Raw genomic sequence first — 14736 nt, 5'->3', positions numbered from 1 at the left:
CCTTTGCCTGGCGCATCAAATGAATCGTCATGAGTGGGCCCGTACAGGCAGCCGGAATGGACGCAGCAAGACTCGAACGGAGCAGTTCACCTCCATGCCCCCCTCCGAATGATGCGGCGGTTCCGAATTCCATTATTTCCCCCGATCGCATGTTCTGCACGCCTACGGGAACGCCGCCCTTCATGGCCAGCGAGTAATCGTGCGGCCATGCTGCAAGATATGCCGTGCCACCTGGATCCACGAAGTAGACACAGCCGTTGATTGGCCTCAACACCCCCCTGAGTAGCCCGGTTGCCAGGACCGCCCCCTGCTCAGGTGAGAGTCTGACAAGCACAAGTGATCGGCCCTCTTTGGCGCCAACCGGCATGATCGCGGCGATGCAGGAGGCAATCATCAAATAAAGGAGAGCCGCAAGCTTTGCTGAAGACCTGCAAGATGCCGTGCACATCCCCACCTCCATGTCACAGCTGATTGTTGGCCCGCCCGGAATCCACTCGCATCTTCAACAATGACGTTACAGCGAAATTGAAGGTATTGACTTTCCCTGGACTTAACCGTGACCACCTTCACGAACGCGTGTTTTCAGATTACCCGCTCGCTCCGTGTAAAGCCGAGTTATCTTGCGAACGAGAGGTAAAGAATTACTGCCAGGTGCCGAGGTTCTGGCATGGCCATTTCCACGCCCTTGCAGCCGGGCCCGGATGAAATTCTGCACCGCCCGAATCCGCACCGAGGCGACTCTGACCGGGAACGGACACGCGGCGGGGCAGAAACACTCTGATGTGAGACGGGCTCCGGCGCGATGCCGGAGCCCCGGTTACTCACTTCTCCTGCAGGAAGTTCAGCAGATCCTGGTTGACCTTGTCCTTGTGGGTGTCGGTCAAGCCGTGCGGCGCGCCCGGATAAACAATCAGCTTGGCGCCCTTGATCAGCTTCGCCGACTGGCGGCCAGAGATGTCGATCGGCACGATCTGATCGTCGTCACCGTGGATCACCAGCGTCGGAACGTCGAACTTCTTCAGGTCGGCGCGAAAGTCGGTGGCCGAGAACGCGGCAATCGAATCGTAGGTGTTCTTGTGGCCACCCTGCATGCCCTGTGCCCACCATGCATCGATCAGCCCCTGCGACACCTTCGCGCCCGGGCGATTGAAGCCGTAGAACGGGCCCGACGGGATGTCCTTGTACAGCTGCGCGCGGTTGTCCATCTGCGCCTTGCGGATGCCATCGAACACTTCCATCGGCAGGCCATTGGGGTTGTCGGCGGTCTTCAGCATGAGCGGCGGCACCGAGCTGATCAGCACCGCCTTCTTCACCCGGCCGGTGCCATGGCGGCCGATGTAGCGCGCCACTTCGCCGCCGCCAGTGGAGAAGCCCACCAGGGTGACATCATGCAGGTCGAGCGTGTTGATCACCGTGGCCAGGTCATCGGCGTAGTGATCCATGTCGTTGCCATCCCAAGGCTGGCTGGAACGGCCGTGGCCACGACGGTCATGGGCGATGACGCGGTAGCCGTGGTTGGCCAGGAAGATCATCTGCGATTCCCAGCTGTCCGAGTTCAACGGCCAGCCGTGGCTGAAGGTAACGACCGGGCCGTCCTTCGGGCCCCAGTCCTTGTAGTAGAGCTGCACGCCATCGGCGGTGGTGATGTAGCTGGCGGTGCGCGCGATGCTGGTGACTGCCGCCGGCTTGGCCGGTTCGGCGGCCTGGGCGGACAGACCGGCCTGGACCGAGAGGGCGAGGGCAGCAACGGCCAGGGTACGGGCAAAGGTGTTCATGCGAGGCGTCTCATGGGTGGGTGGTGAGACGTACTTTGCGACCGAAATCGAGCCTCTGGATGATGACATGTACGAATTTCTTGATAGATCGTCCTGAGCGGATGCACGCACCCGGGAGGTCGCGATGCCGCCCGTTGACAAGGTAGAACGATCGTTCTACCTTGGCGCCGTGAGCACAATCACCACCGATACCCAACAGAAGATCCTGGCCACGGCCGAGGCGCTGATCTACCAGAACGGGATCCACGCCACGGGCATGGACCTGCTGGTGAAGACCTCCGGCGTTGCCCGGAAGAGCATCTACCGTCACTTCGAAAACAAGGACCAGGTGACCGCTGCGGCATTGAACGCGCGCGACGTGCGCTGGCTCACCTGGTTCCAGCAGGAGTGCAACAAGGCCGACACCCCGGAAGCACGCATCCTCGGCATGTTCACCGTGCTCAAAGGGTGGTTCCAGTCCGACGGCTATCGCGGCTGTGCCTTCATCAACACCGCAGGCGAGGTCGGCGACGCCGACGATCCGATTCGCCACATCGCCAAACATCACAAGCAGAAGCTGCTGGATTACACGCTGGAACTCACCACGCAACTGGATATCAAGCAGCCGGAAGCACTGGCGCGGCAGCTGCTGGTTCTCATCGAAGGCGCCATCACCGTTTCACGCGTGATGGGCGACTACGACGCCGCAGACACTGCAAGGGATGTTGCAGCGGTGTTGTTGGAGCAGGCCAGGCGCTGACGCCTGAGTGATCAAAACCCGTCGAAGCACCCCGCTCATCCACTTGATTGGAGGCCCCACCGTGTCCACTGAAGCACCCCGTCCGCCACTTCCCCCGTTCACCCGTGAATCCGCCATCGAGAAAGTGCGCCTTGCCGAGGATGGCTGGAACTCCCGCGATGCCGACAAAGTCGCGCTGGCCTATTCACTGGACACCGAGTGGCGCAACCGCGCCGAGTTCACCCATGGCCGCGAGGAAGCGCGGCAGTTCCTGGCCCGCAAGTGGAACAACGAGCTTGAGTACAGGCTGATCAAGGAGCTGTGGGCCTTCACCGACAATCGTATTGCCGTGCGCTACGCCTATGAGTGGCATGACGACTCCGGCAACTGGTTCCGCTCCCATGGAAACGAGAACTGGGAATTCGGTGCGGATGGCCTGATGCAGCGCCGGTTCTCGAGCATCAACGACATGCCGATCAAGGAAAGCGAGCGCAAGTTCCATTGGCCGCTGGGGCGTCGCCCCGATGATCACCCGGGGCTGTCTGATCTGGGTATGTGAGCACGGGTGGCCGACGTTCGCTTCACCCTCCATTGCGTAACCTGCACGCCGCAGCACGTCATGCCTCACGTTGAGGCATGACGCGCGCCAAGGCTAGAATCGAGTGCTTTCACTCGCAGAACAGGAGGCATGACGCGACCGTGAGGGCATTTCCCATCATCATCGCAGCAGCACTGGCCGCGCCATCGCTCGAAGCGCTCGCGGCCGGCGAAGACCACAATGCAGCGCCCCACTTCGATCTCGGTGGCGCAGTTCGATTCAACTATGGCTGGCTCGATTACGGGCCCACCAGCCGCCTGCAGTTGGAGCTGCTTCGCGCCGACATCGATGCCGGCAGCGGGCCTTTCTCCTTCTCCGCCCAGTACCGTTGGTACGATGGCTTCAACGCCATCCATCACGCCTACGCGGGCTGGCAGTTCACCGACGCCACGCAGCTGAAGACCGGTATCCAGCAGGTGCCGTTCGGGCTGCTGCCCACGGTCTCGCAGAGTTTCTGGTTCGGGTCCGGGTATTACCTGGGCATCGAGGATGACTATGATCCAGGCGTTGTGGTGATTCACCAGACCGGCAATACCACCTGGCACCTCGGCTGGTTCTCAGGTGACGAGTACGGAACCGGGGCGCGCTACGACCGCTATTCCTTCGATGTGGCACAGACCGACGCGTTGCCGTATCGCGAACGGCAGCGGTTCAATGCTCGCGTCGAGCAATCGCGCGACTGGGCAGGCGGCGAGCTGCTGATCGGTGCATCGGCCTTCGCAGGCAAGGTGCAGAACACTCGCAACCGCCGCCATCACGACCATCAGGCCGCGGCCGTCCACGCGCAGTGGAAGCGCGATGGCTGGACCACGCAGCTGCAATGGGCGCGGTACCGCTACAACGTGCCCGGCGAACGCATCGCACTGTCGGCGTTCCAGGCCCCGTTTGAAATCGCGGCCGAGGCCGATGTGCCCAGTGCCAACGTTGCCTATTCCTTTGGCCCGCGCGGCTGGCTGGACGACCTGACCTGCTACAACAACCTCAGCATGACGCGCCCGGTCGGGCACAGTAGCGGGGTGCGCGACTCCTGGCAGAACGTCACCGGTTGCAGCCTGCAGAAGGGCGTGATGCTCACCTATGTCGACTGGATTGCCGGCCGCAACATGTGGTTTGCCGGCGGCGATGGCATCGGCATCAACAACGGCGGCCCATCGCGCTGGCATTCGCGGCTGAACCTCAATATCGGTTTCTATTTCTGAGAGCAGCTGTGAGTCGGCTACGATGCTACGGTCGGCATCGTAGCCGGGGCAGGGGACGCAATGGACATGCAGACAGGGGGCGAACTCGATTCGCCGACCAAGACCGATTCACAGGAACTGACCTTCCACTGGCTCTACCAGCGGGTGCAGGGGCTGGTTGAGCACAGCATCTACCCCAAGGCGGGCAGGGTGGAGACGTGGGCGTTTCGCGTTGGTTTGGCCGCCGCGATCGTCGGCATTCTCTGTGGCCAGCTGCCTGATCGGTGGCTACCCGTCAGTGTGGTGTTGCAAGTGGTTGTTGCGTGCCTGTCGATCGAGATCGGAGGCTTCATTCTTGGAGGCGTTCTGGCCGCCCGCAGAGGCATCCGCCAGTTCAGTCAGCCACGGTTGTCGCACGCCATGGAGATGGACGGCGACTTCGCCCATTGGCAAGCCGTGGTTACTGAGCTTCGCAGTTTCCCTCGCATTGAGCGCGAGCGACGCTTGCGCTACGTCAGCACGCTCCGAACCAATATGATCGAGCGCATGGGCCTGATGTACGGCGGACTGCAACGCCTTGGGCCGTTCCCGCTGTTGATTGCGCTCTACCTGCAGTTCCGGGGATGGAAATGGGGCGACTGGGCTGGCGCTTTCGACGTCAGCCTGGTCGGCGCATTGTTGATCTTCGCCATGTTGCTGCTGTACCTGTTGGGCTGGATGCTGATCAGCATGCGCACCCGCCTGGACACTTACGTGGCCTTGCTCGAGGGCTCCATCCACGAACCTGAGCCGCCGCAGCCCGCGCCTCTGTAGAGTCGAGCCATGCTCGACTACCGCGGGCCACATCGCGCCCCATCAGGGACCTCGCCGGCGAGAATCTGCAGCACCCGATCCATAAGAACAGGCTCCGGCACACCAGCCAGCACCTGTTCCAGATAATCCAATGGCTCCAGCTGCCATTGGAGGATTGCCCGCAACTGCAGAACGGCGGGCGCCCGCTGCTCCGCGTCCAGTGAGACCCGCAACAGCACAAGCTGCGAGCGCCTCTCCAGCCACAACACCGGAACGTCTCGGCAATGAATCTGGAACTCGGCATCTCGATGCCGCTCGACGAACTGGAAGCCCTGTCGTGGCCGAGACCCCACGAACTGCATCGCTTGGCGGCGCAGTTGTGAGAATCGATCGTCGTTGATGCTTTGAAACCCGACAGGCGAGGGCACGGGCGGAGCCGGCCACTGCGCCTGCGCTGCGACCACCGCGACGAGACAGAGCGCGGTGGCCGCCCAGCGATGCCGCGTCACTCATCCGTCCGGACGCACCCGTGTACTGGCGTGTGCCACGAGGCCCAGCCCAGCCATGATCAGCCCCTCCATGACGCGCGGGCCGACGTACTGTTCCAGTTCGCCGTTCTCGCGGGCGCGCTGTGCGGCCAGCAGGATCTCCAGCACCACGCGAAGGCCGGCCAGCGAACAGTCGGTGTCGGCGAGGACGAGCCGTCGGCCGGGCATCTGGTGGCGCTCTGGCCAGGGCTGGCCATCGGACGCAGCGCCGGAGCCGATGCTGTGCAGCAGGGCGATGAGCGTGTTTGGATCCAGTGCGGGGCCGTTGTCCGGTGCGTCGCGGATCGGGTGCGGGGCAGGGGAGTGGGGCTGGGTCATGGCTGGCTCCTTGCGTGCAGGCAGAAGCCGCCACCGATAAAGGTGGCGGACGGTGCATGGTTCGAAACCCCGTGTGTGGATGACCGGGCAGGCGCAAGGCCTCCACGCACCGCCCGCCATAGCTGGCCGACGGATTGCCAGCCGACACCGCGCGTAGCGGTGCCGGCTGGCAAGTGCGAGCAACATCCACACAACCGGGGTTTCGAATCCCGACCACCGATGCACGGTGGCACGGCAAGGAATACGCGGACCTATGCGTGATGCCAATGCAGTAAGGCCGATGCCGACACCACTTTCAACATTTTCAGAATCGTTGCAGACGGCGCAATGAGGCTGGAGCGTTGCGCTGCAAGGCTGTCGGCGATGTCGGCGGCATGGGTCTGCGGACTGTCGGCATCCGCCCGGCGAGGCCATGAGCGAGGCGGATGCGACAGGATTGCCAAAGGCTGCCAGGCGTCAGTAGCCTTTCAACGCGGCCTTGGTCCGCTCCAGCCAGGCGGCATTGTGGCTGCGCGCGTGGCGCGACCAGTGCTGCGCATCATCGATGATGCTGGCGAACAGGCTGCGGGCCTGCTCGCGATCGTCGGGCTGCGGCTGTGCCATCAGCCATTCGGCGTACAGGCAGCGAGCGGCCGCATCGTTTCCGCATTCAACGGCGCGCTCGAATGCGGCGCGGGCGCCTGGCGCCTGGGCAGCAGCCAGTGCCTGCGCGTAAAGCAGGGTCTGTTCCGGCTTGCGGCGCACATCCGGATGGCGGGCGAACAGACCGTCCAGCGTCTCCACCGCAAGCGCGGGCTGCCCGGACTCGAGGCGGGCACGGGCAAGGCCGGTCAGAATGTAGGGGTCGTCGCCCAGTGGCGAGCTTGCGGCCTGCTCAAGCAGGGTTCTGGCTTCCTCCGCCTGGCCGGCATCCAGCAGCGTCATGCCAAGACGAACCCGGTTCTGCACGGTGGGCGTTCGCGACAGGTCAGCGCGTGCGTTACGCAGGTCTTGGCCCGGGTCAATGAGCTGCTTGGCGGAGCGGATTGCCTGCCGCGCGCCGCGCGAGTTGCGGGCTTCCGGGAAGTAGATCGCCAGGAAGTAGACGACGCTGCCAAGCAGCGGGAACGAGAAGAGCAGGATCAGCCAGTAGAGGCTCTGGCCCGAGCGGATGGCGTGCACCGCGAAGTAGATGGCTGCCAGTACGTGGAGTCCGATTCCGATGTAGGGCATGTGCGCCGCCTCGTCCTTGTGGGGGTTGGCACTATAGTGGGCGAGGGGTAGCGCGCCAATGGGGTGGGGTGATCGGGCGTGACGCGTCACGATAATGAGCGAACTATGCGGGCAGAGCGCTGTAGGTTGGCGCAGCTTTGGTAGACCTTTGCGCAGTGATCGTACGTCTGTCACCAATACTGCCGGCGACCGTCAAGGACTCACCTTGGCTGATCCATGTTCTGGTGATGCTTGTCCATGCGCCGACTTCTTCGAAATGGCATGGATCTGAGCGGACAAAAAAGATCACTACCAGCGGAAGCCAGCACACTGTCGCTGCTACTGCTGATGAAAGGTTGAGGGGCGGCCTGGGCCTGGTAGATCGACTGGAGGACAACTATTTCCCATGGGATCCGGCGAAGAAGCTCCCGATTCTTGTCCCCGTGACCGCCGTTCTCGGCGAATTCTGAGCACTTCGGAAGGTGGATCACGCTGGATTTCGCTGTGGCGAATGTTTCGGCGACCGGGGCTGCGCGCTTGGCCGTTCCCGTGCGAGCCTAAGTCATCATCGACCGCCATTCTCGGGCGATGTTGCAGGTCAGGGACCACCCGGTCATATCGCATGGTTCAAGCTGATGGCCTTCAGGGGTGAACATGTGACCAGCTTGGAAGCCGAAACCGGCCCAAGGACCGGTCAAGTCGATACGGTAGTGCGGATCGAACCCGATCATGCCGCGACATCATCCTTGGCCGGGAGCCAGGCCGCAGGCAAGAGCCGCCCCAGCACAGGCCCAGCCATTGCCACACGGAGCCGACAAAGGCCCATACTCGACGGATACAGCATTTCGCATAATGTATACAACGTGTGCGTTATCGAAGCCCGGCACGGCCGTCTGAGCCTTGAGGGGCAGGGCAAAGCCAACAGCCAAACATAGGGCCATCGCAGTTGCTGCCAGTTTGCGCCAAACTGCCTTTTCGTCCGAGCTGATCGCCCTGGCTTCGCCGACAATGCCTAGCACTCGCGCCAGTGGGGTGCCTGTGAGCCCCGCCAGAGTTGCGCATACAACGGCATTCGGCAGCGAAACACCCCGCCTGTAGTTGCTTACAGCAGCAGGCTTGATCCCCAAGGCCTTCGCAAGCTCGGAGTCATTGCTCGACTTCGTGGCGGCCTTCGCCGCGTCCAGCAGCGCATCAATGGTTGACATGGTTTTCAAAGCCCCTTGACTTTGGATTACAAGGGGTATTGAATCACGTCCGGATTCAAAGGGTCTTTGAATCCCCCACCACCGGCACCCCAAGGCTGCTGGCGGGTTCCCTTGGGGCAGGGGCTTGGGGAGGGGTAGGGCACATGGATGCACTTGTCACCGCCGCGCTGCTGGGTTCCGTCGCAGCCGTCTCGTTCGGGGTAGTCAAACTGGTTTCGTGGTGCGTCGGCCGGGTAGGGGAGTCATCCCGCCGTGCTGCACGCGAAACCGCCTTTGTGGCCCAGGCACGCGCCGAGCTGGCCGCTACTGGTTGGACCCCCAATCACGAAACCCTCTATCAGGCCGAAATCGCGGCCACCAAGCGCGGTGATCTGCTGGCAGCTGCTCGCTACGTCGAGCAGCGGGAGATGGCCCATGTGTGAAGTGAATCAGGACGCGCTCACCGTGGTCATTGGGTTTGTCGTCGTCATTTGCGCGGGTGCGTTGGTCAGCCTCGGGCTGGAGTTCGCATGGGACGCGCTGCGCACCTACTGGGGGCGTCGCAATGGCCGTTGATCAGCTTCGCGAGTTCCTCAGTGATCCGCTCGTTGTGGCCTTCATCGGCGGTCTTCTGGCGTCGTTCTTGTACATCGCCATTCTTCACGCGCCGATGGGCAAGGGGGCTGGCAATGGCCGGTGATCGCGCGGTGCTGGCCGGGTCGGGACTCCCCTCGTCTAACAGGGGAGTCAGTGAATTCAGGAACCCCGAGGGAACCTTGACGGTCGGCATTGACTGGTTCTCCGCTTCCATCGATCTGCGCGCAGCGCTGGATGAGGTCGCGTTCCGTGATGGCGACAGCTTCGAGGAAGTCCGCCAGTGGATCGAGTTCTCCCCGGATAACGCCCGTATCGCGGCCCTGCAGGTGTTCTGCTGGTTCTTCGCCGGGCTTGGCCTTGAACTGGATGAAGTGGCGGGCGGCGGTCGCTTCTACACGTGGCGAATCAAGATCATCGACGCGGCCAAGAAGTTCGTCGGCATGATCGAACTGGGCGGCGAAGAGTGCCGCCGCGCGGATGGGACGTATACCGCTCGCGTCGAGCTAACCGGTGATGGATGCAAGGCGATAGGCGCAGCGCGCTGCGGCCATGCGCAGCGGTGGCTGGAGCTTCGAGCGAAGCTCGAAAGCTGCGCCGGAAGGATCACCCGTGTCGACGTATGCGCCGATGACCTGGTGGGTGAGTACCCACTGCGTATGGCGCAGAAGTGGTATGCCGCTGGTGAGTTCGACAACCGTGGCCAGCGCCCTAAGGCGCAGTTGGTGGACGACTACGACAGCGGCGACGGCAAGACGTTCTATGTCGGCGGCAAGAAGTCGGAAAAGCAGCTACGAGTCTATGAGAAGGGCAGGGAACAAGGCGACAAGAGTTCGCCGTGGGTGCGCTATGAGGCGCAGTTCCGCAACTCCAACCGCAAGGAACTGCCGCTCGACATTCTGCGTGATCCGGCCTCCTACCTGCTTGGGGCCTACCCGGTCCTGTCCTTTCTGCGCTGTGTTGCCACGCGCATCGAAATCACGAAAGCCGCCGTTGAAGCGACGTGGAAGAGCGTTCGTCGCCACATCCGTCGCCAGTACGGTGCGGCCCTCAATTTCATCGCCAAGAACTGCCCTGACGATCAGGCGTTGCGGGCGGTAGTCGAATCCTGCACTTCGCCATCGCTGCCGAAGTGGGTCACAGGTGAAACAGCAGCGCACTGGCCCGAAATCGCGGCCGTACAACCAACCTCAAAGGGGTAACTACATATGAGCGTCAAGGTCACTGTCCTGAAGAACGAAATCGACGAACGCGGCGGTAGCTTTAAGAACGATGCCGGTGAGAACGTCGAATACACCACCCGCAAGCAGAAGGCCAAGCTCGAAACCGGCGGTTTCGCATACCCGTTCGATGTGCGCCTTGACAAGGGTCAGCCGGGTTACCCCGAAGGCGAGTACGAGCTCGATATCGAATCGATGCTCCAGGTCAACAAGGGCGTTGCCTCGCTGAGCAAGTTCACCGTGTTGCGTCAGGTTCCCAAGCCTGCTGCGCGCCCCGCAGCGCAGGGGTAAGCCGTGCCAGAGCCGGTCTACATCCAGTCGTGTGCGGTCCAGAACATCGGTGCCGATGGCGTCTGCGCTGTGCCGGTCTGGATCGAAAGCCCTCAGCCAGTCCTACCACCGCTCACGCTGGCTGAGGGTACGCAAGTCGCATTCGCCATCGCGTCTTGCTGGGCACTGGGCGTCGTTTTCAGACAGTTCGCCCGTGTGTCGCGTGAGCGTTTCTAACCCAACCAAGAGAGTACAACCATGAAGATGAACAAGATCGCCAGCAACGTCCTCGACTTCGCCCGTTCCACCGCAGGCAAGGTCGCCACCGGCACCACGGCCATGATCGCCAGCGGTGCCGCGCTCGCCAGTGGCGGCCCGGCCGAGGCCATCACTACGGAAATCACCAGCGGCAAGTCCAGTGTCAATGGCATTCTGGTCGTGCTGGCCGGTGTGCTGGGCCTCTTCCTGCTGTGGTCGATGATCAAGCGCGCCAAGTAACCGGGGGCGGGTGTCGTGCCCGTCTTAGTAGCAATCATGGGGTATCTCGCGACGGCTGCTGAGGTCATCGCGGGAATCCTCTCGATTCTCGCAGCGGTGAAGGGGCTGTTTCTGCTGTGGGGGAACATCAAGCAAGCAAAGTAGGGGCGCACGTCGCCCCTGCTTTTTTGGGGGTCCTATGGGCTATTTCGTGATCGTGGCTGTGCTGGGGGCGCTATGGCTCGCTTTCGACACCTGAGTATTGCCAGCTTACTTGCAATGTTCTTCGGCCTTGCCGCGCTCTCAGCGGGCGTCGCATTTCCTGACACGGCGAATGCTCAGTCGAAGGATTGCACTGATACGTCAGGCGGGTGCGATGAAGGCGAGGCATACGCCGCCGCCTGGGAACACGCGCGCGAAGTATCCAAAAATCCGGCGTGGCCGACCCCATGTGTTCGCAAGTCGAATTCCAACACCTATGTTGGTGCGGCCGGTGGTGACAACTGCTCCGGGAACACCATTTCCACAAAGAGCTTCTACTTCATTGCCAGCTGCTCGACGCGGCTTGATGGTGAAGCCGGAATGATCAACGGAACCCTGTACAGCGGCGGCGTGTGCAACAAGGGTTGCAAGATGCAGCCCAACCTTGACCCGGCCGTGAACTTCAGCATCAGTGATTCCGCCAATCCCAATGGCATCCCGATTCGCCGGGGCACGTGGAAAGCGACGGGCGGGGTCTGCGATAGCGACACTCCGCCGCAGCCGGAAAAGAAGGATGAGTATTGCCACCAAGCTGGCAACTACACAGTCTGCAAATCCAAAGACAGGACCTGTGTTAGTACGGCGAGCGGCTTCCGTACGTGCGCTAGTGATACTGCCAACAAGACTGGGCACACGGAAACGAATACACAGCGAACTGAAGCCGCCTCGATCAGTGCGCCCAACACGTCGCCTAATCCGCCGACCAATCGCCCCGGCGAAGACTGGAAGCCAAGTGGCGGCACAACCAATGTCACGAACAATAACAACGGAAACACGACCAACACGTCGAACTACGTCAACAACGGCAAGCCCAATGGCAATCAGCCAACACCCGGCGACGGCTCGGGGCCGGGGCAGGGCGGTAGTAATGGAAACGGCAATGTGCCCGGTGAGGGCGGTAACGAGGGCAATGGCAACAGCGCTGGTGGTGGCGGGGATTGCAAGACGCCTCCAACAACCAGCGGCGATCCGATCCTCGGCATGATTGCCTCGCAGACCTGGGCAACTCGTTGTGCGACGGAGAAGGGCAATTCCGGAACGGTGACCGGCGACGTCGGCAACTGTGACGCACCGTTCTCGGTGACCGGCGACAGCCTGCAGGCCAACCAGTTGCGCGCTCAGCGCGCTCAGTTGTGCCGTGGCGGTCCGGGGCAGGGCGAGGGGAGTAGCGGCAATCCGCATGAGGGTGCTGAGGACGTTGACGGCCCGGGAAAATGGTCGTGGAAGTTCGACGACAAGCTCATTGATAAGACCGGATTTGGCGGGGGTAGCTGCCCTCAGCTGGGGACGATCGATTTCGGCCGTTTTGGCACTGTGTCGCTGGATGGGCAGACGTGGTGGTGCCCTCTCATTTCTGCACTGCGCGCCGTTATGGTGCTGCTGGGCATGTTCATTTCCTTCCGCATCGTCTTTGGGGATTCGTGATGAGTTCTATATGGGAATGGATCACGCGTGGCGTGAATCTTGTTTGGACCGTGCTTTTCGGCGGCATTGGCCGAATCGTGACGAAGGCGCTTTCTACTGCAGGCATTACGCTGGTATCGGTCAATCAGCTTCTCCCTCAGCTGCGATCTGCCATTGCTGATTACTTCAGTGGCTTGCCAGACTGGGCGCATAACTTCATCGGCGCTGTCGGCTTCGACGTGTTCATGAGCATGATCCTGTCGGCGCTGTCCGTGCGTTTCATGTTCAAGATCATCCCCATGCCTACGGCGCAGGCTCAGCAGCTGGGAGTGACCAAGGAATGATCTACTGGTATACGGGCCAGCCTGGACACGGCAAGACGCTGCATGCGATCGATCACGCGATCGACTTCCGCAATGAGGGCCGCTTGGTCTACGTCTGCAACGTGCGCGGTTTCAAGCACGATGAGGCGCGCATGTTGCCTATGACGCCTGAGCAGTTCTGCGACTGGCCCAACTTTCTTCCCGATGGCGCGGTGTGCGTGGTCGATGAGGCATACGAGCATGGCATGTTGCCCAAGCGTCGGCCCGGCTCGGCGGTTCCGCATCACGTTGAACAGCTGGCAAAGCATCGTCATCGCGGCCTCGACTTCATCTTCGTCAGCCAGTCGCCTGACCGGCAGTGCGACGATTTCGCACAGGATTTGATCGAGCGTCACGTCCACGTGCGTCGGCGCTTCGGCCTGCCATTCGCGCATCTGCGCACGTTCGATCGTTACGAAAAGAACCCGGAAAAGGGTCATCCCCTGATCTTGAAGCGGGTCAAGTTGCCAAAGCGACCGATGGGTCTCTATGAGTCCACGGTGATGGATACCAGTGAGAGAGCTATCCCCTGGTACTACCCGGCAGCGGCAGTGCTGCTGCTCGCGGTTATTGGTGGCGCATGGTGGTCCGTGAATCGTGTGCATGCCCAGCTTTCGGGGGAGCTTGAAACGGGTCAATCGGAGGCAAAGGCGCAGCAAGCGGCGGAGAACGGAGCGGGAGCGACGGTCGCAGCCGCGCCGCAAGCCCAACCCCCGACCATTACCCGCAGCAGCGACTACGTGGCTTGGGTGACGCCACGCGTCGCGGGCCAGCCATGGACGGCACCGGCCTACGACAGCCTGTCGATACCGACGAACCAGCCGCCCCGTGTGTACTGCATGGCATCTGGCGATGGACTGGACGCGAATGGCGATCATCAGATTGGACGGTGCAGCTGCAAGACGGAGCAGGGCACCGCGTACGTGATGGATCAGGAGCAGTGCCGCATGGTCGCCATTAACGGCCAGTACGAGCCGTTCCTCGACACCAATCAGGCCGAGGCTCGCCGGATGAATGATCTTCAGCAGTCGGCGCACTACCAGCAGGAAGCGCGGCGTACCCGTGAGGAAGCGGGCGGGGGGGTGATGCAGCACGTTGAGCGGAGCGTCGGCACCTTCCCTGAGTCAGCGGCCCATTCGAGCAGTAGCTACATGACCACGGCGGCGGGGCCGAACAAGCTATGACCAGTAGCGCACGCGAGCTGTTGAAGTGGCTGGCCGTGATTCTCATGACCGGGGATCACGTCGCCAAGGTCATCTACGGCGGCTACGTGCCAGGTCTCAGCGAGGCGGGCAGGGTAGCGTTCCCTCTGTTCGCGCTGGTGATGGCCTATAACCTCGCCCAGCCCGGCGCTGACGTGGTCAAGTCGGTGCGCAGGCTCGGCGCTTGGGGGCTGATCGCACAGCCGGTGCACGCCTTGGCGTTCGGGTACTGGTTGCCCTTGAACATCCTGCTCACGTTCGCCCTGTGTGCCGCCGCTATCTATGCGGCCGGCCAGCGTAAGTGGGTTGTCCTGGCATTCGCCGCGGTGGTGTTGCCGGCATTCGTGGACTACCAGTGGGCGGGGGTAGGGTTCGTGTTGCTGGCGTGGCTGGCATTCCACCGGCGGCAGTATTGGCTGCTGGTCCCGGCGTTCGCCTCGATCTGCTGCTTCAACGGCAACCTGTGGGCGCTTGCGGCGATTCCGGCGGCGATGGGCCTGTCTCGGGTGGCGTGGCCGGTGCAGCGTGCGCGGTGGGCCTTCTACGGCTACTACGTGGGCCATCTGGCTTTCTTTGTGCTGGTCGCCGTTATACTCGCGCCATGAACCTGCGCCGCTACCTCGAAAAGCCAGGACACGGCTGTC

The 14736-nt window shown here is 62.2% G+C and carries 19 protein-coding genes and 1 pseudogene; 14 read left to right on the top strand and 6 right to left on the bottom strand.

Annotated elements, in window-relative coordinates:
* Positions 1 to 821: 821 nt before the first annotated feature.
* On the bottom strand, positions 822 to 1775 hold the full coding sequence (locus ACZK5G_RS11140) for an alpha/beta fold hydrolase (RefSeq protein WP_478466426.1): 954 nt from the start codon (positions 1773 to 1775) through the stop codon (positions 822 to 824).
* Positions 1776 to 1899: 124 nt separating this feature from the next.
* Between ACZK5G_RS11140 and ACZK5G_RS11135 the strand changes: the two genes are divergently transcribed.
* The 4 genes from ACZK5G_RS11135 (at position 1900) to ACZK5G_RS11120 (ending at position 5082) form a co-directional block, all read left to right on the top strand.
* Positions 1900 to 2514: a TetR/AcrR family transcriptional regulator gene (locus tag ACZK5G_RS11135; protein WP_478466425.1), complete on the top strand. Its 615-nt coding sequence runs from the start codon at positions 1900 to 1902 to the stop codon at positions 2512 to 2514.
* 61 nt (positions 2515 to 2575) lie between these two features.
* The gene (locus ACZK5G_RS11130; RefSeq protein WP_478466423.1) at positions 2576 to 3052 is read left to right on the top strand and encodes a nuclear transport factor 2 family protein; all 477 of its coding nucleotides are present in this window, start codon (positions 2576 to 2578) and stop codon (positions 3050 to 3052) included.
* A gap of 77 nt (positions 3053 to 3129) precedes the next feature.
* The gene (locus ACZK5G_RS11125; protein ID WP_478466422.1) at positions 3130 to 4290 is read left to right on the top strand and encodes a hypothetical protein; all 1161 of its coding nucleotides are present in this window, start codon (positions 3130 to 3132) and stop codon (positions 4288 to 4290) included.
* Positions 4291 to 4350: 60 nt separating this feature from the next.
* Entirely contained in the window at positions 4351 to 5082 is a 732-nt protein-coding gene (locus tag ACZK5G_RS11120) for a hypothetical protein (protein WP_478466420.1), read from the top strand.
* Between the two features lie 17 nt (positions 5083 to 5099).
* Here the strand turns inward: ACZK5G_RS11120 and ACZK5G_RS11115 are convergent, their stop codons facing one another.
* The 5 genes and pseudogenes from ACZK5G_RS11115 to ACZK5G_RS11095 all read right to left on the bottom strand — a co-directional run bounded on the left by ACZK5G_RS11115 (position 5100) and on the right by ACZK5G_RS11095 (position 8323).
* Entirely contained in the window at positions 5100 to 5570 is a 471-nt protein-coding gene (locus ACZK5G_RS11115) for a hypothetical protein (protein WP_478466418.1), read from the bottom strand.
* Positions 5571 to 5927 carry a hypothetical protein gene (locus tag ACZK5G_RS11110; RefSeq protein ID WP_478466416.1) on the bottom strand — a complete coding sequence of 119 codons (357 nt, stop codon included), beginning with the start codon at positions 5925 to 5927 and terminating at the stop codon, positions 5571 to 5573.
* A gap of 456 nt (positions 5928 to 6383) precedes the next feature.
* Positions 6384 to 7139 (bottom strand): tetratricopeptide repeat protein, encoded by a 756-nt coding sequence (locus ACZK5G_RS11105; protein ID WP_182267861.1) that lies wholly within the window; start codon positions 7137 to 7139, stop codon positions 6384 to 6386.
* Between the two features lie 542 nt (positions 7140 to 7681).
* A pseudogene (locus ACZK5G_RS11100) lies at positions 7682 to 7849 on the bottom strand (DUF3653 domain-containing protein); the annotation flags it as partial.
* Positions 7850 to 7858: 9 nt separating this feature from the next.
* Complete coding sequence (locus tag ACZK5G_RS11095) at positions 7859 to 8323, bottom strand: DUF3693 domain-containing protein (RefSeq protein ID WP_478466415.1); 465 nt, start codon at positions 8321 to 8323, stop codon at positions 7859 to 7861.
* A gap of 143 nt (positions 8324 to 8466) precedes the next feature.
* Between ACZK5G_RS11095 and ACZK5G_RS11090 the strand changes: the two genes are divergently transcribed.
* The 10 genes from ACZK5G_RS11090 (at position 8467) to ACZK5G_RS11045 (ending at position 14697) form a co-directional block, all read left to right on the top strand.
* Positions 8467 to 8745, top strand: a complete 279-nt coding sequence (locus ACZK5G_RS11090; protein WP_478466413.1) for a hypothetical protein — start codon at positions 8467 to 8469, stop codon at positions 8743 to 8745.
* On the top strand, positions 8738 to 8878 hold the full coding sequence (locus ACZK5G_RS11085; protein ID WP_478466411.1) for a hypothetical protein: 141 nt from the start codon (positions 8738 to 8740) through the stop codon (positions 8876 to 8878). The genes ACZK5G_RS11090 and ACZK5G_RS11085 overlap by 8 nt, the downstream gene beginning before the upstream one ends.
* Positions 8868 to 9002 (top strand): hypothetical protein, encoded by a 135-nt coding sequence (locus tag ACZK5G_RS11080; RefSeq protein WP_478466409.1) that lies wholly within the window; start codon positions 8868 to 8870, stop codon positions 9000 to 9002. Before ACZK5G_RS11085 ends, ACZK5G_RS11080 begins: the two co-directional genes overlap by 11 nt.
* Complete coding sequence (locus ACZK5G_RS11075) at positions 8992 to 10098, top strand: replication initiation factor domain-containing protein (protein WP_478466407.1); 1107 nt, start codon at positions 8992 to 8994, stop codon at positions 10096 to 10098. The genes ACZK5G_RS11080 and ACZK5G_RS11075 overlap by 11 nt, the downstream gene beginning before the upstream one ends.
* 6 nt (positions 10099 to 10104) lie before the next feature.
* Entirely contained in the window at positions 10105 to 10407 is a 303-nt protein-coding gene (locus ACZK5G_RS11070; RefSeq protein WP_478466405.1) for a single-stranded DNA-binding protein, read from the top strand.
* A 237-nt stretch (positions 10408 to 10644) separates the two neighbouring features.
* Positions 10645 to 10884 (top strand): hypothetical protein, encoded by a 240-nt coding sequence (locus ACZK5G_RS11065; protein ID WP_478466403.1) that lies wholly within the window; start codon positions 10645 to 10647, stop codon positions 10882 to 10884.
* 258 nt (positions 10885 to 11142) lie between these two features.
* Positions 11143 to 12549, top strand: coding sequence for a hypothetical protein (locus ACZK5G_RS11060; protein ID WP_478466401.1), 1407 nt, complete (start codon positions 11143 to 11145; stop codon positions 12547 to 12549).
* A gap of 32 nt (positions 12550 to 12581) precedes the next feature.
* Positions 12582 to 12872 (top strand): DUF2523 family protein, encoded by a 291-nt coding sequence (locus ACZK5G_RS11055; RefSeq protein ID WP_478466399.1) that lies wholly within the window; start codon positions 12582 to 12584, stop codon positions 12870 to 12872.
* Positions 12869 to 14074, top strand: coding sequence for a zonular occludens toxin domain-containing protein (locus ACZK5G_RS11050; RefSeq protein ID WP_478466397.1), 1206 nt, complete (start codon positions 12869 to 12871; stop codon positions 14072 to 14074). Before ACZK5G_RS11055 ends, ACZK5G_RS11050 begins: the two co-directional genes overlap by 4 nt.
* Complete coding sequence (locus tag ACZK5G_RS11045; protein WP_478466395.1) at positions 14071 to 14697, top strand: TraX family protein; 627 nt, start codon at positions 14071 to 14073, stop codon at positions 14695 to 14697. The genes ACZK5G_RS11050 and ACZK5G_RS11045 overlap by 4 nt, the downstream gene beginning before the upstream one ends.
* Positions 14698 to 14736: the final 39 nt, after the last annotated feature.

The sequence above is a fragment of the Stenotrophomonas sp. 62841_Sma genome (assembly GCF_056482945.1).
The sequence above is the reverse complement of the archived record's forward strand: the minus strand, read 5'-3'. Positions and strand labels throughout refer to the sequence as shown.

Coding starts and splice junctions, on each gene's coding strand:
- ACZK5G_RS11065 (WP_478466403.1), top strand. CDS start 10,645: ATGAAGATGAACAAGATCGCCAGCAACGTCCTCGACTTCGCCCGTTCC.
- ACZK5G_RS11085 (WP_478466411.1), top strand. CDS start 8,738: ATGTGTGAAGTGAATCAGGACGCGCTCACCGTGGTCATTGGGTTTGTC.
- ACZK5G_RS11135 (WP_478466425.1), top strand. CDS start 1,900: ATGCCGCCCGTTGACAAGGTAGAACGATCGTTCTACCTTGGCGCCGTG.
- ACZK5G_RS11125 (WP_478466422.1), top strand. CDS start 3,130: ATGACGCGCGCCAAGGCTAGAATCGAGTGCTTTCACTCGCAGAACAGG.
- ACZK5G_RS11090 (WP_478466413.1), top strand. CDS start 8,467: ATGGATGCACTTGTCACCGCCGCGCTGCTGGGTTCCGTCGCAGCCGTC.
- ACZK5G_RS11050 (WP_478466397.1), top strand. CDS start 12,869: ATGATCTACTGGTATACGGGCCAGCCTGGACACGGCAAGACGCTGCAT.
- ACZK5G_RS11080 (WP_478466409.1), top strand. CDS start 8,868: ATGGCCGTTGATCAGCTTCGCGAGTTCCTCAGTGATCCGCTCGTTGTG.
- ACZK5G_RS11070 (WP_478466405.1), top strand. CDS start 10,105: ATGAGCGTCAAGGTCACTGTCCTGAAGAACGAAATCGACGAACGCGGC.
- ACZK5G_RS11140 (WP_478466426.1), bottom strand. CDS start 1,775: ATGAACACCTTTGCCCGTACCCTGGCCGTTGCTGCCCTCGCCCTCTCG.
- ACZK5G_RS11110 (WP_478466416.1), bottom strand. CDS start 5,927: ATGACCCAGCCCCACTCCCCTGCCCCGCACCCGATCCGCGACGCACCG.
- ACZK5G_RS11095 (WP_478466415.1), bottom strand. CDS start 8,323: ATGTCAACCATTGATGCGCTGCTGGACGCGGCGAAGGCCGCCACGAAG.
- ACZK5G_RS11060 (WP_478466401.1), top strand. CDS start 11,143: ATGTTCTTCGGCCTTGCCGCGCTCTCAGCGGGCGTCGCATTTCCTGAC.
- ACZK5G_RS11045 (WP_478466395.1), top strand. CDS start 14,071: ATGACCAGTAGCGCACGCGAGCTGTTGAAGTGGCTGGCCGTGATTCTC.
- ACZK5G_RS11105 (WP_182267861.1), bottom strand. CDS start 7,139: ATGCCCTACATCGGAATCGGACTCCACGTACTGGCAGCCATCTACTTC.
- ACZK5G_RS11075 (WP_478466407.1), top strand. CDS start 8,992: ATGGCCGGTGATCGCGCGGTGCTGGCCGGGTCGGGACTCCCCTCGTCT.
- ACZK5G_RS11120 (WP_478466420.1), top strand. CDS start 4,351: ATGGACATGCAGACAGGGGGCGAACTCGATTCGCCGACCAAGACCGAT.